Consider the following 24,736-nt stretch of genomic DNA (forward strand, 5'->3'; position numbering starts at 1 on the left):
CGTGAATGTTACAGCAAGGCAGGAAAAGCTCGCTGACTTGGTGAAGTCCGCCACCGTCATCCCGGTGCTCACCATCGAACGGCTGGAACACGCGGTGCCGCTGGCCAGGGCGCTGGTTGCCGGGGGCGTGCGCGTGCTGGAAGTGACGCTGCGTACGCCGGTAGCGATCGAGGCCGCCAAGGCCATGATCGCGGAGGTGCCGGACGCCATCGTCGGGATCGGCACCATCCTGAACGGCGATGATCTCAAGCGAACTGAGGCGCTCGGCGCCAAATTCGGCATCAGCCCGGGTGCGACGCCCGAACTGCTGAAGGCTGCTGCGGCCAGCGACCTGCCGTTTGCGCCGGGTATCGCGACTGCGTCCGAACTGATGCAGGCGCTGGCGCACGGGCTCGATCTCGTCAAATTCTTCCCGGCGGAACAGTCCGGCGGTATCAAGGCACTGCGTGCGCTCGCAGGTCCGTTTCCGCATATTCGGGTTTGCCCGACCGGCGGCATTGGCGAGGCCAACGCCGCGGCGTGGCTGGCCGAGCCGAACGTGCTGGCCGTGGGCGGTTCCTGGCTCTGCCCGGCGGCGGATATCCGGTCCGGCAACTGGGCCGGCATTTCAGCCATGTGCGCGCGGGCGATGAAAACGCTGAAACCGGCGTGAAGTATTTTTTCCGATAGGGTACAAAACCGTCCGAACCGGAACAGGGAGAACGACCATGACAGCCAGCATCGTGGGATGGGCGCACACGCCATTCGGCAAGTTCGACGCGGAGACCGTGGAAAGCCTGGTGGTGAAAGTCGCGACCGACGCATTGGCCGATGCCGGCATTTCTGCTGGCGATGTCGACGAGATCGTGCTCGGGCATTTCAATGCCGGCTTCTCACCGCAGGATTTTACCGCCTCGCTGGTGCTGCAGGCCGACCCCAAATTGCGCTTCAAGCCGACCACGCGGGTGGAGAATGCCTGCGCCACCGGCTCGGCCGCGGTGCATCAGGGCATCCGCGCGATTGCCGCAGGCGCGGCCAAGATCGTGCTGGTGGTCGGCGTCGAGCAGATGACGCGCACGCCGGGTCCGGAGATCGGCAAGTATCTCCTGAAAGCGTCGTATCTGCCCGAGGACGGCGACACCGTCGGCGGTTTTGCCGGGGTGTTCGGCAAGATCGCGCAGAGCTATTTCCAGAAATATGGCGACCAGTCCGATGCGCTGGCGATGATCGCGGCGAAGAACCACAAGAACGGCGTTGCGAATCCTTACGCGCAGATGCGCAAGGACTTTGGCTATGAGTTCTGCCGTGCCGAGAGCGAGAAGAACCCGTTCGTCGCGGGCCCCTTGAAGCGCACCGATTGCTCGCTGGTGTCGGATGGCGCAGCAGCATTGGTGCTGACAGATTCGGAGACCGCCAAGACCATGGGCAAGGCGGTGAATTTCCGCGCCACCGCGCACGCGCAGGACTTCCTGCCGATGTCCAAGCGCGACATCCTGCAGTTCGAAGGCTGCACGGTGGCCTGGCAGCGCGCGCTGCAGCAGGCCGGCGTCAGCCTTTCCGATCTGTCGTTCGTCGAAACCCATGACTGCTTCACCGTCGCCGAGCTGATCGAATATGAAGCGATGGGCCTGACGCCGCGCGGGCAGGGCGCCCGTGCTATCAAAGAAGGCTGGACACAGAAGGACGGCAAGCTGCCGGTCAACCCGTCAGGCGGGTTGAAGGCGAAGGGCCATCCGATCGGCGCCACCGGCGTCTCCATGCATGTGATGAGCGCGATGCAGCTGACCGGCCAGGCGCCCGAGGGCATGCAGCTGAAGAATCCAAAGCTCGCCGGCATCTTCAACATGGGTGGCGCCGCGGTGGCGAATTACGTCTCGGTGCTGGAGCCGGGGAAGTAAGTTTGTCGTCCCGGCCTTGAGCCGGGACCCATAGCCACCGAACGTTGTTGGTGCAAAAGGTGTCAGCCACCTTACCCAATCGATAGTACAACGCGGTATGGGTCCCGGCTCGAGGCCGGGACGACCCGAAGTATCGAGCCCCGCCACGCATACGTCCATACGCCGGACGCCCTTGCTCTTCGTTTCACCCTGCCGTTACTAGATGGGGAATAAACGACATCCGGGAGCGAATTGGGCATGGGACCACTGAAAGGCATCAAGGTCGTCGACATGACGTCCGTGCTGATGGGGCCCTTTGCCACCCAGACGCTCGGCGATTACGGCGCCGACATCATCAAGGTGGAATCGCATGATGGCGACGTCACGCGGCAGATCGGGCCGACGCGGCATCCCGGCATGGGGCCGGTGTTCCTCAACACCAACCGCAACAAGCGCAGCATCTGCCTCGACCTGAAAAAGCCGGCCGGCCGCGATGCCGTGCTGCGGCTGATCGCGCAGGCCGACGTGCTGGTCTACAATGTGCGCCCGCAGGCGATGGCGCGGCTGCAGCTCGGCTACGACGTGGTCTCGAAAACCAACCCGCGCCTGATCTATGCCGGCGTGTTCGGTTTTGGTCAGGACGGGCCTTATGCCGCCAAACCCGCTTATGACGATCTGATCCAGGGGGCCACCGCGCTGCCGGCGCTGATGGCGCAGACCGGCGACGGCGTGCCGCGTTATGTTCCGAATGCTTTGGTCGACCGCATCGTCGGTCTCACCGCGGTCGGTGCGATCTGCGCCAGTCTTGTGGATCGCGACCGCACCGGGCGCGGCCAGCGCGTCGACATCCCGATGTTCGAGACCATGGCGAGTTTTGTGATGGGCGATCATATGGGCGGGCTCACTTATGAGCCGCCGCTCGACAAGGGCGGCTACGCCCGGCATCTGTCGCCGGACCGTCGGCCCTACAAGACGTCCGACGGCTACATCTGCGTGATCGTCTACAACGACAAGCAGTGGACGAATTTCTTCGCCGCCACCGGCCGCGACGATCTTCGCACCAATCCCAAATTCGCGACCTTTGCCGGCCGCGCCGCCAACATCGACACGGTGTATGCCGAGCTGGCGCGCATTCTCGAGACCAAGTCCACGGCCGAGTGGACCGCCATTCTCGAAAAGGCCGACGTGCCGGTCATGCCGATGCATGACCTCGAAAGCCTGCTGCAGGACCCGCACATAACAGCGACTGACTTCGCTCCCGTAATCGATCATCCGACCGAGGGACGTATTCGCAACATGCGCTCCTCGGCGCGGTGGTCGGAGACGCCGGTGGAGATGACGCGGCTGGCGCCGCGCCTCAGCGAACACAGCGCCGAGATTCTGCAGGAAGCAGGTTTTTCGGCAGACGAGATTGCCGCCCTGGTTCGCGACGGCGTCACCAAGGCCGTATCAAACACCTAAGGACTGAGACCATGGATTTCGCGCTGTCGGCCAACCAGGAATCGATCCGCGACGCGATCGGGAAAATCTGCTCGCGCTTTGACGACGCCTATTGGCTGAAGAAGGACAAGGAAGGCGGCTATCCCGCCGATTTCCACCGCGCGCTGGCCGATGCCGGCTGGCTCGGCATCTGCATCCCTGAGGAATATGGCGGATCGGGGCTCGGCATCACCGATGCCGCGATCATGATGCGCACGATATCGGAGTCGGGCGCCGGCATGTCGGGCGCGTCGGCGGTGCACATGAACGTGTTCGGCCTCAATCCGGTGGTCGTGTTCGGCACCAAGGAGCAATGCACGCGCATGCTGCCGCCGATCATCGACGGGCGCGACAAATCCTGCTTTGCGGTGACCGAGCCCAATACAGGGCTCAACACCACGCAATTGAAAACCCGCGCGGTGCGCAAGGGCGACAAGTATGTCGTCAACGGTCAGAAGGTCTGGATCTCGACCGCCCAGGTCGCCAATAAGATCCTGCTGCTGGCGCGCACCACGCCGCTGGAAGAGGTGAAGACGCCGACGCAGGGCCTGAGCCTGTTCTATACGGATTTCGACAAGCAGCGCGTCGCCGTGCACGAGATCGAGAAGATGGGCCGCAAGCCCGTCGATTCCAACGAATTGTTCTTCGAGAATTTTGAAATCCCGGTCGAGGATCGCCTCGGCGAGGAAGGTCGCGGTTTCGAATATATCCTGCACGGCATGAATCCCGAGCGCATCCTGATTGCGGCCGAGGCCGTCGGGCTCGGCCAGGTCGCGCTGTCCCGGGCCTCGGCCTATGCCAAGAACCGCATCGTGTTCAATCGCCCGATCGGCATGAACCAGGGTATCCAGCATCCGCTCGCCAAGAACTGGATGGAGCTGGAAGCCGCGTGGCTGATGGTGCTCTCGGCCGGCTGGCAGTATGACCAGGGCATGCCGTGCGGCCCGGCCGCCAATGCCGCCAAATATCTCGCCGCCGAAGCCGGCTTCCATGCCTGCGAGCAGGCCGTCATGACTCATGGCGGTTTCGGCTACGCCAAGGAATATCACGTCGAGCGTTACTTGCGGGAATCCCTGATCCCGCGCATCGCCCCGATCAGCCCGCAGCTCATCCTCAGTTTTATCGCCGAGAAGGTGCTGGGCCTGCCGAAGTCGTATTGAAGATGAATTCCAGGCCTCTCTCCTCGTCATTCCGGGACGCGCCACTTGGCGCGGGCCCGGAATCCATCGATCCAGAGGCGATAGCGGCGAAATGGATTCCGGGCTCGCGCTTCGCGCGCCCCGGAATGACGATGGGGCGGTTGTCACCATGAGCTTCATCACCGGCGTCGGACTGACATCCTACGGCAAGCACGAAGGCTCGTCCTCGCTCGATCTCATGAGCAAGGCGGCGGAGATGGCGATTGCAGATGCCGGGCTGAAGCGCTCCGAGATCGACGGCATCCTCTGCGGCTACTCAACGGTTTCGCCGCACATCATGCTGGCGACCGTGTTTGCCGAGCATTTCGGCATCCAGCCGTCCTACGCCCACGCCGTGCAGGTCGGCGGCGCCACCGGGCTGGCGATGACCATGCTGGCGCATCATTTGGTCGATGCGGGAATCGCAAAACATGTGCTGGTGGTCGGCGGTGAGAACCGCCTGACGGGGCAAAGCCGTGACGCCTCGATTCAGGCGCTGGCGCAGGTCGGCCACCCCGACTATGAGGTGACGCTGGGTCCGACGATCCCGGCCTATTACGGCCTCGTCGCGTCGCGCTACATGCACGAATACGGCGTCACCCAGGAAGATCTCGCCGAATTCGCGGTGCTGATGCGCGCGCACGCGCTGACCCATCCCGGCGCCCAATTCCATGAGGCGATCACGGTCGCCGACGTGATGGCGTCGAAGCCGGTGGCAATGCCGCTTAAGCTGCTCGACTGCTGCCCGGTGTCCGATGGCGGCGCGGCGTTTGTGATCAGCCGCGAGCGCACCGGTTCAACCGGCGTCAAGGTGCGTGGCGCCGCCCAGGCACATACCCATCAGCATGTCACGGCGGCACCGGCCTTGAGCGAGCTCGGCGCCGAGATTTCGATCGCGAAAGCCAAAGCCGCATCCGGCATTGCGATCTCCGACGTGCGCTATGCGGCCGTCTACGACAGCTTCACCATCACGCTGGCGATGCTGCTGGAGGATCTCGGCCTTGCCAAACGCGGCGAGGCCGCAGCAAAGGTGCGGGCAGGGCATTTTGGCCGCGACGGCGAGGTGCCGCTGAACACCCATGGCGGTCTGCTGAGTTACGGCCATTGCGGCGTCGGCGGCGCGATGGCGCATCTGGTCGAAACCCATCTGCAGATGACGGGGCGCGCTGAAAATCGCCAGGTTCGAGATGCCTCGATCGCGCTACTGCACGGCGACGGCGGCGTGCTGTCGTCGCATGTCAGCATGTTCCTGGAGCGGGTGCGATGAACGCGGATTGGACCAAGGGCGGCGAAGGCATCGTCTATCAATCCTGCGCCGCCTGCGGGAAGGTGCAATATTTCCGTCGCAGCTTTTGCGCAGCCTGTGGCGCGCCTGATCCGGTGGAGAAATCCGCAAGTGGGAGAGGGACGGTCTACGCGACCTCGCTGGTATGCCGCGCCGCAACGCCGGAGACCCGCGCGCACGTTCCCTACAATATTTTGCTGGTCGATACGCCGGAAGGCTTTCGCATGATGGCCCATGGCGACCACGATCTGGTCATTGGCGATCAGGTCAGCGCGACCTTTCAGCCATTCGCCGGGCGGCTGATTCCGTATTTTGCAAAAGAGAAATGAAGCTGCAAAGCTCCGAAGCAATCCAGAGTGACGCGGAACGGATGTTTTCTGGATTGCTTCGTAACGCTTCTACACACAAAGCGCGCGGTTTCACCGCGCGTAGAAGATGACGCTGGCGATGACGAGCATTGCCGTCACCGCCAGCATTTGCGCAAGCGCCTCCGAGGCCGCCCTTTTGGTGGCTTGCTTCATGCTTTCTCCCTAGACTCGGGCATGACTCATCGCTGCGTGACAAGCACGCTGGACGGTCTATGATTTTTACTCGGAACACCCCGCGACGAGTATTCGCTTTGATTGAGTCCCCACTCAGCGAATATCGACCGTGCCAAGTTTGAACAGCAATGCGGCGGCATTTTGGCTCAGGCGCAGCCGGATTTTGCGCGCGTGGTGGCGATTTCCGAGCATCGCCTGGTTGATCCGCCGGGAGCCGCAAGGCATGATCCGCCTGCAAAATCAAAGAAAACAAGGTGAGAAATGGCCCGCATCGAATACAGCGATCCCGCTAAACACAACGATCGTACCCGCGAAATCCTCGGCAAGAACCGCAATGCCAATATTTTCAGAATGATGGCGCATTCGCCGAGCTATTTCGAGCAATATTGCCGGCTGGGCGGCGCCATCAGGCACAAGGGTGAGCTCGATCCGGTCGTGCGCGAACTTGCCATCACCCGCACCGGAATCCTGTGCGAGGCGCCGTATGAGATCGTCGCGCACAAGCGCATCGGCAAGAACGTTGGCGTCACCGACGAGCAGAACGAGGCGTTGGAAAACTGGCAGTCGGCCACATGCTTCAATGAGGTGCAGCGCGCGGCGCTCGCTTTCACCGACGAGATCGTCAAGCTGCACAAGCCGACCGATGCGACCTTCAACGCCATCGCTTCGAAGCTGACGCCGGCCGCGCTGGTCGAGTTGCAGCTTTCGGTTGGCTTCTACATCATGACGTCGAAGTTTCTGGAAACCTTTGCCATCGACCTGCAGCCGGTCACGGAAGTGGTTTCCTGATTCCTCCAGGCGCGCTCCAGTCTTTCACATGTGGACGTTCTCATGAGCAACGGAGCTTTCAGCGCAAGCCTGGATCGACTCCATGGGCGAGCGCGGAGATTGGGGCCGCGAGCACGTGCTCGATCCGGTCATGCTCAGCCGCGTGGCGGCGGGCGGGTTCGGGCGTGCGCTGGATGTGGGCTGCGGCGAGGGCCGCTTCTGCAGGATGCTGAAGGCCGCCGGCATCGCCGCGACCGGGATCGATCCGACCCGTCAACTGCTTGAGGTAGCAAGGCAGCGCGATCCGTCCGGCGACTACCGGTCCGGTAATGCCGAGCAGCTCGAATTCGAGGCGGCAAGCTTCGATCTCGTTGTCAGCTACCTCACGCTGATCGATATCGTCGATTTCAGAACGGCGATCAACGAGATGGCCAGGGTTCTGAAACCCGGCGGCTCGCTGCTGATCGCAAATCTCACCGGCTTCACATCAGCCAGCGCCGATCGGGGGTGGGTGAAAGATGCGGAAGGACGGCATCTTCACTTTCCCGTCGATCGCTACCTCGAAGAGTTTCCATTCTGGTTCGAATGGGCGGGAATACGCATCCAAAACTGGCACCGGCCGCTTGCCGCCTACATGACGGCTTTGCTCGAAAGCGGCCTGCAGCTGACGTTTTTCGCGGAGCCCGGACCGTTGTCCGGCGACCCCGCGCATCAGGAACGGGCTCGACGGGTGCCCTGGTTCGTCCTGATGGAATGGCGGCGGCCTGCGGTGGGATGATTTCAGGCCCGCGGCCCGTAGCGCCGCAGCGCCTCCAGTGTCAGCCCCTTGCCGACCGCGCCAAACGTGTCGCCTTCGACGAGGCGGGCCGCCGGCACCGCCTTCCTGATCGCATTGCGGACATGGGCGAGCTGCACCGAGCCGCCGGTCAGGAATACAGCGTCGATGTCCTCAGGCCCAAGTCCCGCCTGCGTGAGGCAGTTCTTGATGCGGGCGGCGATACGGTCGGCCAATGGCCCGGTATGGCTGACCAGATCGGGGCGGCTGATGCCAGCATTGAGGCCGGGCATCACCCATTCCAGCGGAATGTCGGCACGGTGCTTGTCCGACAGGGCGATCTTGGCTTCCTCGACTTCCATCAACAGCGTGTGGCCGCGCTGTTCCTCGACCACGCGCGCCAGCCGGTCGAGCAATTCAGGCTCGCTGGCCTCGCGCCGGACCTGGCGGATGTCCGCGAGCACGCGCGGCTCATACATGCGGTTGATGCTCGACCAGGTGGCGAGGTCATGGAAATAGCTCGAGGGCACGTCGAGCCCGGCACGGCTCATGGCGCTGCCGAAGCCGAACAGCGGCATCACGACGCCGAGGCTGAGCTGGCGGTCGAAATCGGTGCCGCCGATCCGTACGCCGTCATTGGCGAGAATGTCGCTTGAACGGTTGGCCTTGCTGTGGCGTTCGGGCCCGAGCCGCACGATCGAAAAGTCCGACGTGCCGCCGCCGATATCGGCGATCAGGGCGACTTCTTCGCTGTCGATCTGGCGCTCATAATCCAGCGCCGCAGCGATCGGCTCGAACTGGAAGGTGACGTCGTCGAAGCCGACTTCTCGCGCGATCAGGCGCAGCGTCTCTTCCGCCTTGCGGTCGGCGTCCGGCGCATTGTCGACGAAATGCACGGGGCGGCCGTGCACGACATCGCGCAGTTCGAGGCCGGTAGCCTGTTCCGCGCGCCGCTTCACCGCGCCGAGGTAATAGGCGATCACGTCGCGAAAGCCGGTCCGCTGGCGCCCGAGCCGGGTGGTCTCGTCGATCAGCGAGGTTCCGAGCACCGATTTGAGGCTGCGCATCAGACGGCCCGGGGCGCCGTCGACATAGGCGGCGATGGCCTTGCGGCCGATCAGGACGGCGCCATCCACCTCATAGAAGATCGCGCTGGGAATCGTGGTGTGGCCGGCTTCCAGCTCCGCCAGGACCGGCGCCTCGCCTTCGATGGTGCCGAGCGTCGTGTTCGACGTTCCGAAATCTAGACCGCAAATGGACATGGACGCTCCCCAGGGAAGCGTCCGTCTACACATTACCGGGCCGTCGATCCACACATATATTGGCCCGCAAATAAGGACTTGACCCAACGATTTCGGCATCCGGGATCGCTGATCCACAGATCAATTTCTTTGCGTTTTCGCCGCCCGGGCGGGTTGATGAATCGATCCGTGGTAGTCCATAAGCGGCGTCCCGCGGCCATCATTCCGCCGCGGCCAGTCTGGAAAGAGGTTGCGTGGCAAACATCAATCGACAGATCGCAGAAGAGCTTGGCGTTCGCGAGCAGCAGATCGAGGCGACGGTCACGTTGCTCGACGGCGGCGCCACGGTCCCGTTCGTGGCGCGCTACCGCAAGGAAATCACCGGCGGGCTCGATGACGCGCAATTGCGCACCCTGGAAGAGCGCCTGACCTATCTGCGCGAGCTTGAAGAGCGCCGCGTCGCGATCCTCAATTCGGTCCGCGAGCAGGGCAAGCTCGATGCCGCGCTGGAAGCCGCGATCATGGCCGCCGACAGCAAGGGGCGGCTGGAGGACATCTATCTGCCGTTCAAGCCGAAGCGCCGCACCAAGGCGGAGATTGCCAGGGAAGCCGGGCTTGGACCGCTATCCGAACTGCTGCTGACGCAGCCGCAAAACGATCCGCAGGTGGTGGCCGCCGGATTCGTCGATGCCGAAAAGCAGGTGGCCGACGTCGCGGTGGCGCTCGAGGGCGCGCGCGCGATTTTGGTGGAACGGTTCGCCGAGGACGCCGACCTGATCGGCAAGCTGCGCGAGGAGATGTGGTCGAATGGGGTAATGACCTCGACTGTGCGCAAGGGCAAGAAACTCGAAGGCGAGAAGTTCAAGGACTATTTCGAATACAACGGAGCCCTCCACAAGCTGCCGTCGCACCGCATCCTCGCGCTGTTCCGCGGCGAAAAGGAGGAAATCCTCGAGCTGCAGATATTGCCCGACGCGCAGGTCCCGGTCGCCAACGTGCCGAGCGCGTATGAGCTAAAGATCATGCAGCGCTTCCTGATTTCGGATCAGGGCCGCCCCGGCGACCGCTGGCTGGTCGAGACCGCGCGCTGGGCGTGGCGCACCAAGATCCAGGTGCATCTCAACATCGACCTGCGCATGCGGCTGTGGACCAATGCCGAAACCGAAGGCGTGCGGGTGTTCGCCTCGAATTTGCGCGACCTGCTGTTGGCCGCGCCTGCCGGCGCCCGTGTCACCATGGGTCTCGATCCCGGCTACCGGTCCGGTGTCAAGGTCGCGGTCGTCGATGCCACCGGCAAGGTGGTGGCCACCACGGCGGTCTATCCGCACGAGCCGCAGCGGCAGTGGGACGCGACGCTGGCGACGCTTGGCAAGCTCGCGGTCGCGCACCGCGTCGATCTGATCGCGATCGGCAACGGCACCGCGTCGCGTGAGACCGACAAGCTCGCGACTGAGCTGGTCAAGCTGCTGCCGGACCTGAACATGTCGAAGATCGTGGTGTCGGAGGCGGGCGCTTCCGTCTATTCGGCCTCGGCCTTTGCGTCCGAGGAATTGCCCGAGCTCGACGTCACCCTGCGCGGCGCAGTCTCGATTGCGCGGCGGCTGCAGGATCCCTTGGCTGAGCTGGTGAAGATCGATCCCAAGGCGATCGGCGTCGGGCAATACCAGCATGATCTCGGCGAATCCAAGCTGGCGCGTTCGCTCGATGCCGTGGTCGAAGACTGCGTCAACGCGGTTGGTGTCGACGCCAACACCGCGTCCGCGCCGCTGCTGGCGCGGGTGTCGGGCATCGGCGCTGGGCTGGCGCAAAGCATCGTGCAGCACCGCGACGCCAACGGTCCGTTCAAGTCGCGCAAGGGGCTGAAGGAAGTGCCGCGGCTCGGCCCGAAGGCGTTCGAGCAGTGCGCCGGCTTCCTGCGCATCCAGGGCGGCGAGGATCCGCTCGATGCCTCCGGCGTGCATCCGGAAGCCTACCCGGTGGTGCGCAAGATTTTGACCGCGACCAAGAGCGACATCAAGGCGCTGATCGGCAATGCCGAGATCGTGCGCCAGTTGAAGCCGCAGAATTTCGTCGACGACACGTTCGGTCTGCCCACGGTAACCGACATCCTGCGCGAGCTGGAAAAGCCCGGCCGCGACCCGCGCCCGGCCTTCAAGGCCGCGGTGTTCAAGGAGGGCGTCGAGGAGATCAAGGATCTCAAGCGCGGCATGATCCTCGAGGGCACCGTGACCAACGTCGCGGCGTTCGGCGCCTTCGTCGATATCGGCGTGCACCAGGATGGCTTGGTGCACATCTCGGCGATGTCGAAAACCTTCATCAAGGATCCGCGCGAAGTGGTGAAGCCCGGCGACATCGTCAAGGTCAAGGTGCTGGAGGTCGAGGTCGCTCGCAAGCGCATCGCACTGACATTGCGTCTCGACGACGAGGTCGGCGACAAGGGCCCAAAACTGTCGGACACCAAGATGCGCGAATATTCGAAGGCATCGATGACGTCGCAGGCGCCGCGCAAGGCGCAGGATTCCGGCGGCGGCGGTGCGCTCGCCGAAGCCTTGCGGCGGGCAGCGGAGAAAAGCGGGCGGGGCAAGACCTAAGCCCTAATTCGACGTCAGCAAATTCACCTTCGCATTGGCGAGGATCAGGCGGTCGGCGAGCAATTGCGCGAGGTTGCGCATGATCCGCTCGCCGGCACGGGGATGCTGCTCACGAAAACGTTCGAAATCGCGGAGCAGGACCTCGTAAGCGGTCGCCGACATATCGGCGAGCACGTCGGCGGAGCGCCGCGATTCCAGCAGCGCCATCTCGCCGAACGGCATTCCCGCCGTCAGCGTCGCCAGCCGGATGCCGTCGGGCAGGGTGACGTGAACCACGCCGCTGCGCAGGAAAAACAGCGAGGTGGCGGGATCGCCAGTGGCGATGATCTTTTCGCCAGGCTGATAGGTACTGATGGTGCAGAGGGACCCCAGATCGGTCAGTTCCTCTTCCGTCAACCCCGCCAGCAGCGGTTGTTCGGACAGTTCCGTGGTCTCGAAAAAATCGATCGAGCCGCCATGGCGAAAAACCACCTGGTCTTCCGCCCATTCGATCGCAGCATCGAGCAGGAAATAGTACCGCATGTTCGGCAGGCTGCCGGTCCGTTCCGCGATCGGTTGCCATTCCGCGTCGGCCCGCTTGATGCCGGACACGATCACGGTGACCTGATAGGCCGCCAGTTCCTGAAACTCCTCGGCCAGCAGGCGGGCACCGGCCAGCGTCATCGACGTGACCCGACGAAAATCAAAGATGACGAATTGCGGGCGCGGCTTGGCCACCAGCCGACGCGCAATATAGTCGACATTCGATAGCGACAGCGTGCCCATCAGCTCGATGACGCGGACGTCCTGATAGTGCGCGGCGAGAATGGTTTGCTCGTGCGGGCGGCGGCTGCGCCGTGACGGATTTTCGCCGATATCGTAATCGGCAATGATGGCATTGCGCGCGTTGTCGCTGCGGTTGAGCATATGCAGGTCGTAATGCGCCGACAGCGCCTCGCAGACCTTGATGCCGCGCACGCTGTTGCCGTGCTTGTCGAGTCTGGGTGAATAGCTGCCGAGCCCGATCCGCGCCGGCAAGGCGGCCAGAATGCCGCCGCCGACGCCGCTCTTGGCGGGGATGCCGACGCGGTAGATCCATTCGCCGGCATAGTCATACATGCCGGAACTGGTCATGACCGACAGCGTTCGCGAGATCGCGTAAGGCGTCATCACCTGTTCGCCGGTGACCGGATTGATGCCGCGATTGGCCAATGTCGCCGCCATCACCGCGATGTCGCGGGCGTTGACCAGGATCGCGCATTGCCGGAAATAGACCTCCAGCACCGAGCTGACATTGTCCCTGATGACCGCGTTGGTGCGCAGGAGATAGCCGATCGCCCGGTTGCGGTCGCCGGTCAGGCTCTCGGACGAATACACGGCGTCGTCGACGCCAAGCTCACGGCCGGCGAAGCGGCCCAGCGCCTGCCTGATGTACTCGAACGCGCCGTCGCCCTTGGCCTCATAAATGAGCCCGGAGCAGGCGATCGCACCGGCGTTGACCATCGGATTGAACGGGTGGTTCTCGGCGTTGAGGCGGATCGAGTTGAAGGGATCGCCCGAGGGCTCAACGCCGATCACGCTCTCCACCCGCGCGGCGCCCAGCGTGTCCAGCGCCAGCGCGAACACAAAGGGCTTTGACATCGACTGGATGGTGAAGGGGACCTGCGTATCGCCGACCTCGTAGACATGGCCGTCGAGGGTCGCGAGGCTGATGCCAAAATGGGCAGGGTCGGCCTTGCCGAGCTCAGGGATGTAGTCGGCGACCGCCCCGCCGGTCTCAGGCAGATATTCGGCGTGACAGCCGTCGAGAAACCGCAGCAACGGCGGTTTCGAGCTGGTCCAGGCCGGGGCGCCGGTGGGCGATACTTTCATCACCCACCGTTTTGCCGCGCAATCACGGAGCGCGCAACTGGTTCGGCGCCAGACTTTGGCGGCGTATCAAGAACAGCGCAGCCAGGACCGTCGGCGCCAGGATAGCGAGACCGAGCAGCGTGATCTGGATTTGCGACAGCGGATTAATACCGCCGCCGGGCGTCGCGATCACAAAGCCGCCGATCACCAGCAGCACCCGCAACGGCCATTCCAGGGTGCCGGCGCCTCTGAGGTCGCCGACGAAGGCCTGATAACCTTGAATGCCGCCGCAGATGAACAGCGTGCCGACGCCTGCCAGCGCCATCAACCCAAGCCCTTCGAAGTACGGATTGGCGCCTTGCAGCACCAGCGCGGGGTTCATCACGAAGAAGAACGGAATGAAATAGATGATGCTGCCGACCCACATCGATTCCCAGCCCGTTTTCATCGCCGGCGAGCCGGCTATACCGGCCGCGGCAAAGGAGGCGATCGCCACCGGCGGCGTGATCGACGACAACATGCCCCAATAGAAGATGAACATGTGCACGGCCATCTTGTTGAGGCCGACCTTTTCCAGCGCCGGCGCCACCAGGATGGCGAGGAAGATGTAGCAGGCCGTCGTGGTGAGCCCGAGCCCGAGAACGAGGCTGGTCAAGGCGCACATGCCGAGCAGCAGGAAGGCATTATCGCCGGCGATCCGCAGCAGGTCGTTGGCGAGGCTGGAGACCACTCCGGTCATCGAGAACGCGCCGATCAGGAGCCCGCAGCCGGCGAGAATGCCGACCAATTCGACAAAAGTGCGTCCGTTGACCTCGAGAAATTTGTTGATCGTGGTCAGCGTCCAGCGGGTCTCCTTGGAGAACAGCTGGTTCAGCACCAGGAGCAGTGCGGTCGCATAGAACGGCGCGTGGCTCTCGCGTTTGAAATACAACAGCATCACGATCAGCAGCGCGATGACGAAGACGTAGTACCAGCCGTCCTTGATCGTATCCATGACCTTGGGCAATTCCGAGCGCGGAATGCCTTTCAGGCCATGCCGGGCGGCATAAGAGTCCACCTGCATGAACAGGCCGGCATAGTAGAGCACCGCCGGAATGATCGCGGCGACCGCAACTTCGGCATAGCTGACGTTGAGGAACTGGGCGATCACGAACGCGGTTGCGCCCATCACCGGCGGTGCCAGCACTGCGCCGGTCGAGGCGCAAGCCTCGATCGCGGCGGCATAGGAGGCGCGAAAACCGCTCTTCTTCATCACCGGGATGGTCATGGTGCCGGCGGTCAGCACGTTGGAAATGATCGAGCCAGACATCATGCCGAGCAGGCCGCTAGCGAAGATGCAGACCTTCGCGGCGCCGCCACGAAAGGTGCCGCACATCGCAAACGACAGGTTGATAAAGAACTTCCCGGCGCCGGTCATCATCAGCGCGGTACCGAACACCAGGAAGCCGATCACGGTATCGGCGAACGCCTGGATCGGAATACCGAGCAGGCTCTCACCTGACAGCACGTGATAGGAGGTCGCCTGCTCGAGCGTCGACTGCGTGCCCCTGAAGGGGCCAAGCCATTTGGCGTCCGCAAACAGCGGATAGACCGTGAACGGCAACACGCTCAGCAAAAGGCTCCAGCCGCCGGTGCGGCGCAGGGCCTCCATGAGCACGGCCCACATCACCAGTCCCGCAACGAAAACGATGGTCGGCGCGCCACCGAACTCCCAACCGGCCTCAGCCGCCTTGCGGACGCTGCGCATCAACACGATGGATGAGGCAAACGTCAGGATGAAGAGCAGGACATCATACCACGGGATCCGCTCGAGCGGAGAGCGTTCCGAACTCGGAAAGATCAGGAACGTGAACGGCAACATCAACGCGATCAGCAGATAGAAATATTCGGTGTTGAGTTGGGTGTATCCGATGAAGAATCTCAGCGTGAATTGCTGGTTGATGCACAGCAGGATCGTCACCGCGGTCGCGACGATCAGCGCCCACCGCCAAGCCCCGCGCAGCGTACGCACGCGCGAGACTTCGGCTTCTTGTAAGTTTCCGATACCGGCATGAGGATCGTCGAATTCGATCCTGGCGGGCGCAGCGGCCGCTGCGCTATTGGCTGCAGAAGGTGACATCATTAATCCCCAGTATGGTGTTCGCCTTCATCGGAAAGACGGTGGTTACTCGAATCCGTTCTGCATGCCGGCTTTGGCAAGCGCCGCGGCGCGCGCCTTCATCCAGGCATCGAGGAAAGCCTTCTCGTCCGATGGCGGACTGGATTTGCCGAAGTCGGCCCACGCTGCGGCCAGAACGGCCTGCCGCTTGATCAACCCGTTGTTATGCGTCTCCTGGTCGTCGCTCCACTGGCCGGCTTCCTTCAGCGCCTTCACAGCGCCGGGATGAACGGGCACCGCCCACTTCTTGGTCTGACGGTCGGCCGCAAGGCCGGCCGCGCCGGCGGCGGCATCCTTGTAGATGTCATAGCCCGTGATCATTGCCTTGGTGATCGCGTAGACCTGGTCGGCCGGTTGCGTTCCGTAGGTGACAAAGATCGGGTACGGATAATTTCCGAGCTCGATCGGCTTATCCTTGGAAATGCCGGCGCCGCAGGTGGCGACATGGCGGAAGAAGAAGGACCCGACCTTCTGAACGCGTTCCCAGCCGGCATTGTCGCTGTGCGGGAGCGGCGGCCAGACGATGCCGCGCGGCGACGTCTCGGCTTCCTTTGCCGGTCCGGTGATGGTGGTCGCGAAGGCGGCGTCGACGTCGTTGTTGATCAAGCCCTTCCACATCGCGCCGTAGCTGGAGAATTCCACCGTCTTGACGTCGCTCTGCTTGAGGTCGCCGAACGCGAGGATCGCTAGTGAGTTCTGGTTGAGCGCAGGCGAGCCGACGACAAACCCGACGCGCTTGCCCTTGAGGTCCTTGACCTCTTTCACTCCGGTGTCCTTTGCCACGCCGAGCGAAGCGCCGTTGCAGTCAACCGACGACAGCACCAGTTGCAAGGCCTGCGGGCCCCATTCCTTGGAGCCGAACTCAAACACGCCTTCCTGCGCGAAGTAGCTGCCTGATCCCATCGCAGACGACGCCGCGCGACCGGCGCGCAAGGGTGCGAGGCGCGCCACGTCATTGCCTGCGGGGAGAACCCGCAGGTCGGTGCCGTATTTGTCCTTCATCATCTTGCCGACGGCGACCGCAATGTTGAATCCGGCGGTGCCGGTGTCATAAGCGGTGAACGTCATGGTCGGCGGTAGCTTGACGTCCTGGGCCAGTGCCGGCCCAAAAGCCAAGAGTGAGACGCCTGCGAGTGCAACAGGCGCGAAATCCATCAGCCGACGGGTCATGTTTCCTCCAAAATTGTTTCGCTAGATGAAACTTTTTATGATTGAGATGATGTCATTGCAGCATTGCGATGGCAACGTCCGAGCACGTTCACGCCCACCATTATGCCAGTTGCACTGGCGGACAGATCGTCACGCATCAAAAGTATGACGCGAAATGCCTAGGCTTCGACGATCGCGACCACCTGTCCTTCAGCGATCACGTCGTCGAGCTTGACCAGAATTGCCTTGATTTTCCCGGTAATTGTCGAGGTTACCGGGATTTCCATTTTCATCGCTTCGACGAATGCAATCTCGTCGCCGTCACCGACACTCGCTCCGGCTTCTGCGGCCAGCGCACACACGCGTCCGGCGACTTCAGTCACAATCTTGATCTCTGGCATGCCACCCTCCGGGACCGTGTGACGTGACAATTTCGTCCCGCGAACGGCTTTTTGTTGTGGCTGCAGATTGCCTGAGGTAGCTTGATCTGCAAGTGGAATTTTATTCCGCAGGGCGGAACGGAGCCAACATATGGGAAGACGCTCGGAGCGGCTTAGCAAACAGGGAATGCTCGCCAGCGATCTGGCGGGCGAGGGCGATGTGATTCAGGTGGTGTCGCGGGCGTTCGATGTGCTGCGGTGCTTCGAGGGTCACGAAGCCCGACTCGGCAATCTCGAAATTTCCAACCGCTGCGGTCTGCCGCGATCGACGGTGTCGCGGTTGACGTACACGCTGACGCGGATGGGTCAGCTGGTCTATCTGCCGCGCGACCAGAAGTACCGCATCGGCCCGAGCGCGGTGGCGATGAGCACCTCGATGATGAAGGGATTGCAGCTGCGCAACCTGATCCGGTTGCGCTTGCAGGATGTCGCCGAGCAATTGCCGGGCACGGTAGGTTTCGTGATCCCCGATCGTTTCCAGCTGGTCTATCTCGAATTCGCCCGCGCCGCGAATGCGCTCGGCCTGCACGAGACCACCGGCAGCCGCATTGCGATGGCGAGCACGGCGGCGGGACACGCCTACACCGCGGCGCTCGACGACGATGTCGGCGATGCGCTGATCGTGGAAATGGAGCGCGAGATGCCGGATAGCGCGCGGATGCTGAGGTCGCGCATCGAAGACAATCGCCGCCATCTGCGCGAACACGGTTATGTCGTGGCCTGCGGTACCTGGAGCCCGCACATCAACGGTTGCGCTGTGCCGCTGTGGTCGCCGCAATATCAAACCTATGTCGTGACGACGATAGGTCTGTTGTCCGCCATGTTCGATGAAAAGCGGGTGCACCGCGACGTGGCGCCTGTCATGGTCGAACTGGCAGCCGCGCTCGGCGGCCTGCTCGAGGGCGCCGACGGCGACATCTTCACCAACCGGCTGGAAAGAAAAGCGCTTCCGGTGTCAGTGCATAACAAGAATAAAATCATCAAGGCGGAGGATACGAATGAACTGGAAGCCGGAACTCGACGATCTCGCCCGGCGCGAAGCGTTCGCGCGGGAGATGGGAGGCGTTGACAAGGTCAGGCGTCAGCATGACCAGGGCCGGCTCACCGTTCGGGAGCGCATCGACAGGATCGTTGACCAGAAGTCCTTCCACGAAATCGGCGCCATCTCCGGCATCGCCGAATATGACGAGCACAGCGAACTCAAGCATCTGACGCCCGCGAACTGCGTGTTCGGCCGGGCCAAGGTCGAAGGCCGTCCGGTGGTCGTCGTCGGCGACGATTTCACCGTGCGCGGCGGCTCGGCCGACGCCTCGATCTCGGCCAAGCCGTTGATGGCCGAAGAGATGGCGCATGATTTCCGCCTGCCGATCATCCGCGTGATCGAAGGCTCGGGCGGCGGCGGCTCGGTGAAGACGATCGAGACGCGAGGCGCCGCCAATCTGCCGGGCGGCGTCGGCGGCACGCGCTGGTACTGGTTCACGACGGCGAACATGGCGCGCGTGCCGGTGGTGGCGCTCGGCCTCGGCTCCGTCGCGGGCCTTGGCGCCGCGCGGCTGGCGGCGAGCCATTACTCCGTCATGACCCGGAATTCGGCGATGTTCGTCGCGGGGCCGCCGGTCGTGAAGCGTCTCGGCCAGGACCTGACCAAACAGGAACTGGGCGGCGCCGACATCCAGACCCGCGCCGGCGGCGTGGACGATGCCGTCGATACCGAGGAAGAGGCGTTCGAGCGCGCCCGGCGCTTCCTGTCCTATCTGCCGTCATCGGTCTACGAGCTGCCGCCAACCACGCCCTGCGCCGACGATCCGGAGCGTGCCGAGGAAGCGCTGATGAAGGCGGTGCCGCGCAACCGTCGTCAGGTCTACAAGATGCGCCCGATCATCGACGCCGTCGTCGACAAGGGCTCGTTCTTCGAGGTCAACGCCAATTTCGGCCGCCCGATCATCACGGGCCTGGCGCGTCTCGAAGGCCGCGCGGTGCTGCTGCTCGCCAGCGATCCCTTCCACTATGGCGGCTCGTGGACCGCTGAGGCCTGCCAGAAGGTGGTGCGCTGGGTCGATTTCGCCGAAACCTTCCATCTGCCGGTGGTCTATCTGATGGATTGTCCGGGCTTCATGATCGGGCTCGAGGCCGAGAAGTCGGCGACCATCCGCCACGGCGTGCGCGCGATGGCGGCCGTCAACCAGAGCACCGTGCCCTGGTGCACCATCATCGTGCGCAACGCTTTTGGTGTCGCCGGCGTGGTGCATCAACCGGCCAACCGCTACTCGATGCGCTACGCCTGGCCCTCGGCCTATTGGGGCTCGCTGCCGCTCGAAGGCGGCATCGAAGCGGCCTATCGCGCCGACATCGATGCCGCGGAAGATCCGGCGGCAAAGCTGAAAGAGATCGAGGACCGTCTCAACAAGCTGCGCTCGCCGTTCCGCTCGGCCGAAAAATTCTGGGTCGAGGAAGTGATAGATCCCCGCAAGACGCGCTCGCTGCTCTGCGAATTCGCACGGCTGGCGGAACGAGTCCTGACCACGGGGCCGGCTAAGAACATGGCGATCAGGCCGTAGGTGGTTGCCTCTTCCTTCTCCCCTTGTGGGAGAAGGTGCCTTCGCGGAACGCGAAGGCGGATGAGGGGTCCGCGGAGACAGACCCCTCATTCCGTCTCGCCGCCGCTTTGCGGCGTCGCAGTACATCGCCCATCCCGGCGGCGGCGCGTCTGATCCCAACGATCCGACACAGTCAAAGCGCATCAAGGACGGGATGATGGTGGGCGTTCGCTCCACCATCACGTACTAAGCTACGCTGCTGCTACTGCGGTAGCCGGCTTCGGTGCTGGCCGCGCGATCACCAGCGTGATCAGCGCCGCGACGATGCAGAGCGCGCCGGCGACGAAGAAGGCGGGCACGTAGGTCGCATAGACCGTCCGCGATAGCCCCGCGCCGAAGGCGGCGATCCCGGCGCCCAGCTGATGGCCGGCGAAAATCCAGCCGAACACCAGATTGGCGCGTTCCGCTCCGAACCGTTGCGCGGTCAGCCGCACCGTCGGCGGCACCGTGGCGATCCAGTCCAGCCCATAGAACACCGCGAACACCGACAGGCCGTAGAACGAGAAATCCGTAAAGGGGAGGAAGAGCAGCGACAGGCCGCGCAGGCCGTAATACCAGAACAGCAGCCAGCGATTGTCGTAGCGGTCCGACAGCCAGCCGGACACTATGGTGCCGACGAAATCGAAGATGCCCATCGCGGCAAGCAGGCTCGCGGCCTGCACCTGCGGAATGCCGTAATCGAAACACATCGGAATCAGGTGCACCTGGATCAGGCCGTTGGTGCTGGCGCCGCAGATGAAGAAGGTGGCGAACAGGATCCAGAACACTTTTGTCTTCGAGGCGTCGCGCAAGGTGCCGAGCGCGGCGGCCAGGATCGGCGCATTGCTGGGCGGCGGCGAGACGATCGGCTCGGTGCCCTCATCGCCGTATGGACGCAGACCGAGGTCGCTCGGGCGATCGCGCATGATCATCGCCACGGCAACGGCCGCGACGCCCAGCATCACGCAGATCAGCGCCAGCGCGTTGCGCCAGCCATACTGTTCGGTCAGCGTTGCGAGTAGCGGCAGGAAGACGAGCTGGCCCGTCGCCACGCTCGCGGTGAGGATGCCGACCACGAGGCCACGTCGCGCCACGAACCAGCGTGCCGAAATCGTGGCGCCGAGCACCAGCGCGGTCATGCCGGTGCCGAGGCCGATCACGACGCCCCACAGCAGCATCAGGTGCCAGACTTCCGTCATGAACAGCGAAGCGATCAGCGCGGCGGCCACGATCAGCAGCGACAACAGCGACATATTGCGCAGGCCGTAACGGTTGAGCAGCGCGGCCGCGAACGGCGCCATCAGCCCGAACAGGATGAAGCGGATCGACAGCGCCGAGGAAATCTCGGCGGCACTCCAGCCGAATTCCTTCTGCAGCGGCACGATGAAGACGCCGGGCGCGCCGACGGTGCCGGCCGAGATCAGCGCGGTGAAAAAGGTCACGCCGACCACCGCCCAGCCATAGTGAATGTTGCGGCGGGCGAGGGCGGCGGACAACCAGTTCGAAATCATTGAGCCTCTGAAAAATTCAATTGGGGCGGTTGGCAGGATGTGTCGGAGCGGCACATCCTGCCACGCTAATGCACGATGCGCTCGACCGCGATCGCGGTGGCTTCCCCGCCGCCGATGCATAGCGCCGCGACGCCGCGCTTCAGGTTCTGCGCTTCCAGCGCGTGCAGCAGCGTGACGATCAGGCGAGCGCCGGTGGCGCCGATCGGGTGGCCGAGCGCGCAGGCGCCGCCGTTGACGTTCAGCTTCTCGCGGGGAATCCCGAGGTCGCGCTGCGCCGCCATCGCCACCACCGCAAACGCCTCGTTGATCTCGAACAGGTCGACATCGCCGACGCTCCAGCCGACCTTGTCGAGCAGCTTCCGGATCGCCGGGATCGGCGCCGTGGTGAACCATTGCGGCTCCTGACTGTGGGTGGCGTGGCCCTTGATCTCGGCGAACGCCCGCAGGCCTTCGCGATCGGCGAGCGAGCGCCGCGCCAGGATTAGCGCTGCAGCGCCGTCGGCGTTGGCAGAGGAGGCGGCCGGCGTAATGGTGCCGTTGGCGCGGAATGCCGCCTTCAGCCCTGGAATTTTGGCGGGATCGACCTTGAGCGGATGCTCGTCATTGGCGATCACGCGCGGACCGGCCTTCTCGCTAACGGTAATCGGCACAATCTCGGCCTTGAACGCGCCGCCTTCGACCGCCTTGCGGGCGCGCGTCAGCGTCTCGATCGCGTAGGCGTCCTGATCGGCGCGGGTGAACTGATAGGCTTCCGCGGTGGCTTCGCCGAAATCGCCCATCGAGCGGCCGGTCTCGTAGGCGTCTTCGAGGCCGTCCATCATCATGTGGTCGATGATCCGGTCATGGCCGGCGCGATAACCCGCGCGCGCCTTGCTCAGCAGATAGGGCGCGTTCGACATGCTCTCCATGCCGCCGGACAGCACGATCTCGGCCGAACCGGCCTTGATGATGTCATGCGCCAGCATGGTGGCCTTCATGCCGGATCCGCACACTTTGTTGACGGTGGTGGCGCCGGTGGCATCTGGCAGCTTGGCGCCGCGTGCGGCCTGGCGCGCCGGGGCCTGGCCCTGGCCGGCCGGCAGCACGTTGCCCATGAACACTTCGTCAATCCGCTCCGGCGCCAGTTTTGCGCGTTCCACCGCCGCGCCGATCACATGCGAGCCGAGCTTGTGGGCGCTGAAGGGCGACAATTCGCCCATGAACCGGCCAAGCGGCGTGCGGGCGGCGGACAGGATGACGACGGGATCGGAGGCGGCCATGGCGGAACTCCCAGAGATGTTCGGTTAAATAAGATTATGAACATCATATGATGCATTGCAAAAATTGCAACGGATGATCTCACGGAAATGAGTGGATCATTCCATGAGAAAATCTCGCGATCGGATGAGCTGAATTGATCCGGTGATCGGGCAGGAGATGTGGAGCGGCGTCGCGCTATTCCAGCCCGTCGAGCGCCGTCCGGATCGCGTTCTGGAAGACGGCGATGTCGCCGAGTTCATGCCCGAGCACCAGCGCCAGCCGGGTCAGGAACAGCGCCTCGCGCTCGGGCCCGGCCGAATCGATGGCCGTTGCGAGCGTCTCATAGGCGGTTTCGAAATCCGCTGATGGCATCGTGCTCATGCTCTGGCCCTCCCGAGACACAGGGCGGCGGTCCGCAGCACCTCGTTTGCGGCGATCGTTTTCCATCGCCCGGCGACATGCAGGTCGGGACGCAGCAGATAAAGCGTGCCGGGAGCCGCCGCGTACAGGCGAGCGATCTCGCCGTCGGCATCGCTGACGTGACTGGTTCCGATCAAGAGCGCCGCAAGGCGCTTGTCCGTATTGCGAAGCCGGTCGAGGAGCATGATGTCGTCGGTGGACGGCGCGCCCCGGCAGAACAGGATGGCAGTCAGGCCAATGCCGGCCTGATCCAGCAAATGACTACCGTCGGGAAGCTTCGCGTTCGGCGCAACGCTGCCGCAGGCGGGGCCACCCGTAAACTCGGCATCTCTGATGGCATAAGGCGTCAGCGGGCTTTCAGAATAAGTGTAGGGCTGCATCTGCCTTGGATTGGCGAGGCCGCGCGGAAATTCGTGCTTCAGGCTCAGCGACAGCGCCGCCTCACGCGCCAGCCGCCAGCCGCGCGTCGGCGGCGTCATGAAGCGCGTGCTCTTGGTGGCGTTGGCAAACACATCGAGCGTGGCGCCGCGGCGCTCCGGCGAATAGCTGTCGAGCAGGGCTTCATCCGCCTCGCCGTTGAGGACGAGCGCCAGCTTCCAGCCGAGATTTTCGGAATCCGCGAGGCCGTTGTTGAGGCCGCGCACGCCAAAAATCGGCACGATATGCGCGGCGTCGCCGATGAAGAACATCCGGCCATGCCGGTAGTCGTCGAGGCACAATGTGTTGGCGGAATAGACACTCCACCATTCCAGCTCCCACGGTCTGTCGTGGCCGATATCACCAAGGATGGCGCCGACGCGCGCGCGGATGTTTTCCTCGCGCATCGCTTCCTGTTCGCTTTCGCCTTCGCGAAGCTGGTAGTCGACGCGCCAGATCCTTTCCGGCTGCTTGTGGATCAGCACCGTGCCGCCGGGATTGCCGCTCGGCTCGAAGAAGGCGCGGCGTTCGGTCGGGAAATCGTGATCCATGCGGATATCCGCGATCACGTAGCGGCCTTCGTAATTGTCGCCCTTCATCCGCAGCCCAAGCTGGGAGCGGATCGGCGAGCGCGCGCCGTCGGCAGCGAGAACATACTCAGCGTCGAGGCGGTAGTTGCCGGCGGGCGAGGTGACACCGATCGAAACGCCATCCGCGTCCGGCTGGATGTCGGAAAGCTCGCTCTGCCAGCGCATGTCGATGAGGTCGCAGGCCGTCACCGCGTCATGCAGATATTGCTCGATATATTGCTGCTGCAGATTGTACATCGGCAGATATTTTTCATTCGGCGGATGCGGCATCTCGAGCCGAAAGATCTGTTCGCCGCGGTAGTAGCTGCGGCCGTAGCGCCAGCCCAGTGATTTCTGGAGGAAGGGCGCCACCGCGCCGATCCGCTCCAGGATATGCATGCTCGGCCGCGCGATGCAGAGCGCCCGGCTGCCGTCGTTAAAAGTGTCCTTGCGATCGATCAGCACGCTGCGAACGCCGTACCGCGCCAGCACCAGCGCTGCCGTCATCCCGATCGGGCCGGCGCCGACGATCGCAACGGGATGACGAACGGTCACGCCATCCAGTTCGGGCACGCGCCGCGCCGGAAAGATCGGATAGTGGAAGTAGAGCGAATCCAGCGGCCCCTTGCCGGCAGGTCTCATGCGTTTCCCGCTTTGTTCATCCGGTTCCTTGGTCACGCCGACTACAGCTTGAAAGAGGCGGGATGGCAAG

Annotated in this window: 20 protein-coding genes; 11 read left to right on the forward strand and 9 right to left on the reverse strand. The window is 63.6% G+C overall.

Annotation, left to right across the window (positions count from 1 at the left end):
- Position 1 precedes the first annotated feature (1 nt).
- From eda to JQ574_RS07465, 8 genes are all read left to right on the forward strand, one after another.
- Positions 2-652 carry a bifunctional 4-hydroxy-2-oxoglutarate aldolase/2-dehydro-3-deoxy-phosphogluconate aldolase gene (gene eda, locus JQ574_RS07430; protein ID WP_312014704.1) on the forward strand — a complete coding sequence of 217 codons (651 nt, stop codon included), beginning with the start codon at positions 2-4 and terminating at the stop codon, positions 650-652.
- 55 nt (positions 653-707) lie between these two features.
- Positions 708-1,877 (forward strand): acetyl-CoA acetyltransferase, encoded by a 1,170-nt coding sequence (locus JQ574_RS07435; protein ID WP_212207841.1) that lies wholly within the window; start codon positions 708-710, stop codon positions 1,875-1,877.
- A 237-nt stretch (positions 1,878-2,114) separates the two neighbouring features.
- Positions 2,115-3,317 (forward strand): CaiB/BaiF CoA-transferase family protein, encoded by a 1,203-nt coding sequence (locus tag JQ574_RS07440; protein WP_212207842.1) that lies wholly within the window; start codon positions 2,115-2,117, stop codon positions 3,315-3,317.
- 11 nt (positions 3,318-3,328) lie between these two features.
- Positions 3,329-4,495, forward strand: coding sequence for an acyl-CoA dehydrogenase family protein (locus tag JQ574_RS07445; protein ID WP_212207843.1), 1,167 nt, complete (start codon positions 3,329-3,331; stop codon positions 4,493-4,495).
- A 148-nt stretch (positions 4,496-4,643) separates the two neighbouring features.
- A complete protein-coding gene (locus tag JQ574_RS07450) occupies positions 4,644-5,780 on the forward strand; it encodes a thiolase family protein (RefSeq protein ID WP_212207844.1) in 1,137 nt (378 codons plus the stop codon).
- Complete coding sequence (locus JQ574_RS07455; protein ID WP_212207845.1) at positions 5,777-6,127, forward strand: Zn-ribbon domain-containing OB-fold protein; 351 nt, start codon at positions 5,777-5,779, stop codon at positions 6,125-6,127. The genes JQ574_RS07450 and JQ574_RS07455 overlap by 4 nt, the downstream gene beginning before the upstream one ends.
- A gap of 474 nt (positions 6,128-6,601) precedes the next feature.
- A complete protein-coding gene (locus JQ574_RS07460; protein WP_212207846.1) occupies positions 6,602-7,129 on the forward strand; it encodes a carboxymuconolactone decarboxylase family protein in 528 nt (175 codons plus the stop codon).
- Positions 7,130-7,211: 82 nt separating this feature from the next.
- Positions 7,212-7,886 carry a class I SAM-dependent methyltransferase gene (locus JQ574_RS07465; RefSeq protein WP_212383430.1) on the forward strand — a complete coding sequence of 225 codons (675 nt, stop codon included), beginning with the start codon at positions 7,212-7,214 and terminating at the stop codon, positions 7,884-7,886.
- Positions 7,887-7,888: 2 nt separating this feature from the next.
- On the opposite strand, the gene JQ574_RS07470 is transcribed toward JQ574_RS07465, so the two are convergent.
- Entirely contained in the window at positions 7,889-9,145 is a 1,257-nt protein-coding gene (locus JQ574_RS07470) for an Hsp70 family protein (RefSeq protein WP_212207848.1), read from the reverse strand.
- A gap of 233 nt (positions 9,146-9,378) precedes the next feature.
- Between JQ574_RS07470 and JQ574_RS07475 the strand changes: the two genes are divergently transcribed.
- The gene (locus tag JQ574_RS07475; protein ID WP_212207849.1) at positions 9,379-11,715 is read left to right on the forward strand and encodes a Tex family protein; all 2,337 of its coding nucleotides are present in this window, start codon (positions 9,379-9,381) and stop codon (positions 11,713-11,715) included.
- 3 nt (positions 11,716-11,718) lie between these two features.
- On the opposite strand, the gene glsA is transcribed toward JQ574_RS07475, so the two are convergent.
- The 4 genes from glsA to JQ574_RS07495 form a co-directional block, all read right to left on the reverse strand.
- On the reverse strand, positions 11,719-13,566 hold the full coding sequence (gene glsA / locus JQ574_RS07480) for a glutaminase A (protein ID WP_212207850.1): 1,848 nt from the start codon (positions 13,564-13,566) through the stop codon (positions 11,719-11,721).
- Positions 13,567-13,588: 22 nt separating this feature from the next.
- Positions 13,589-15,664 (reverse strand): TRAP transporter permease, encoded by a 2,076-nt coding sequence (locus JQ574_RS07485; RefSeq protein WP_212207851.1) that lies wholly within the window; start codon positions 15,662-15,664, stop codon positions 13,589-13,591.
- 45 nt (positions 15,665-15,709) lie between these two features.
- Positions 15,710-16,873 (reverse strand): TAXI family TRAP transporter solute-binding subunit, encoded by a 1,164-nt coding sequence (locus JQ574_RS07490; protein WP_212207852.1) that lies wholly within the window; start codon positions 16,871-16,873, stop codon positions 15,710-15,712.
- Between the two features lie 158 nt (positions 16,874-17,031).
- A complete protein-coding gene (locus tag JQ574_RS07495) occupies positions 17,032-17,253 on the reverse strand; it encodes an acetyl-CoA carboxylase biotin carboxyl carrier protein subunit (RefSeq protein WP_192739703.1) in 222 nt (73 codons plus the stop codon).
- 130 nt (positions 17,254-17,383) lie between these two features.
- Between JQ574_RS07495 and JQ574_RS07500 the strand changes: the two genes are divergently transcribed.
- Both JQ574_RS07500 and JQ574_RS07505 read left to right on the forward strand, forming a co-directional pair.
- The gene (locus tag JQ574_RS07500; RefSeq protein WP_212383432.1) at positions 17,384-18,361 is read left to right on the forward strand and encodes an IclR family transcriptional regulator; all 978 of its coding nucleotides are present in this window, start codon (positions 17,384-17,386) and stop codon (positions 18,359-18,361) included.
- Positions 18,291-19,850, forward strand: coding sequence for an acyl-CoA carboxylase subunit beta (locus tag JQ574_RS07505; RefSeq protein ID WP_212207854.1), 1,560 nt, complete (start codon positions 18,291-18,293; stop codon positions 19,848-19,850). Before JQ574_RS07500 ends, JQ574_RS07505 begins: the two co-directional genes overlap by 71 nt.
- 230 nt (positions 19,851-20,080) lie before the next feature.
- Here JQ574_RS07505 and JQ574_RS07510 read toward each other — a convergent pair whose 3' ends face one another.
- The 4 genes from JQ574_RS07510 to JQ574_RS07525 form a co-directional block, all read right to left on the reverse strand.
- Positions 20,081-21,379 carry an MFS transporter gene (locus tag JQ574_RS07510; RefSeq protein WP_212207855.1) on the reverse strand — a complete coding sequence of 433 codons (1,299 nt, stop codon included), beginning with the start codon at positions 21,377-21,379 and terminating at the stop codon, positions 20,081-20,083.
- A 65-nt stretch (positions 21,380-21,444) separates the two neighbouring features.
- Positions 21,445-22,638, reverse strand: coding sequence for an acetyl-CoA C-acyltransferase (locus JQ574_RS07515; protein ID WP_212207856.1), 1,194 nt, complete (start codon positions 22,636-22,638; stop codon positions 21,445-21,447).
- A gap of 175 nt (positions 22,639-22,813) precedes the next feature.
- A complete protein-coding gene (locus JQ574_RS07520; protein ID WP_192739698.1) occupies positions 22,814-22,999 on the reverse strand; it encodes a DUF2783 domain-containing protein in 186 nt (61 codons plus the stop codon).
- A complete protein-coding gene (locus tag JQ574_RS07525; RefSeq protein ID WP_212207857.1) occupies positions 22,996-24,666 on the reverse strand; it encodes an FAD-dependent monooxygenase in 1,671 nt (556 codons plus the stop codon). Before JQ574_RS07525 ends, JQ574_RS07520 begins: the two co-directional genes overlap by 4 nt.
- Positions 24,667-24,736 lie beyond the last annotated feature (70 nt).

It is taken from the genome of Bradyrhizobium sp. AUGA SZCCT0158 (genome assembly GCF_018130065.1).
Classification (GTDB): Bacteria; Pseudomonadota; Alphaproteobacteria; order Rhizobiales; family Xanthobacteraceae; genus Bradyrhizobium.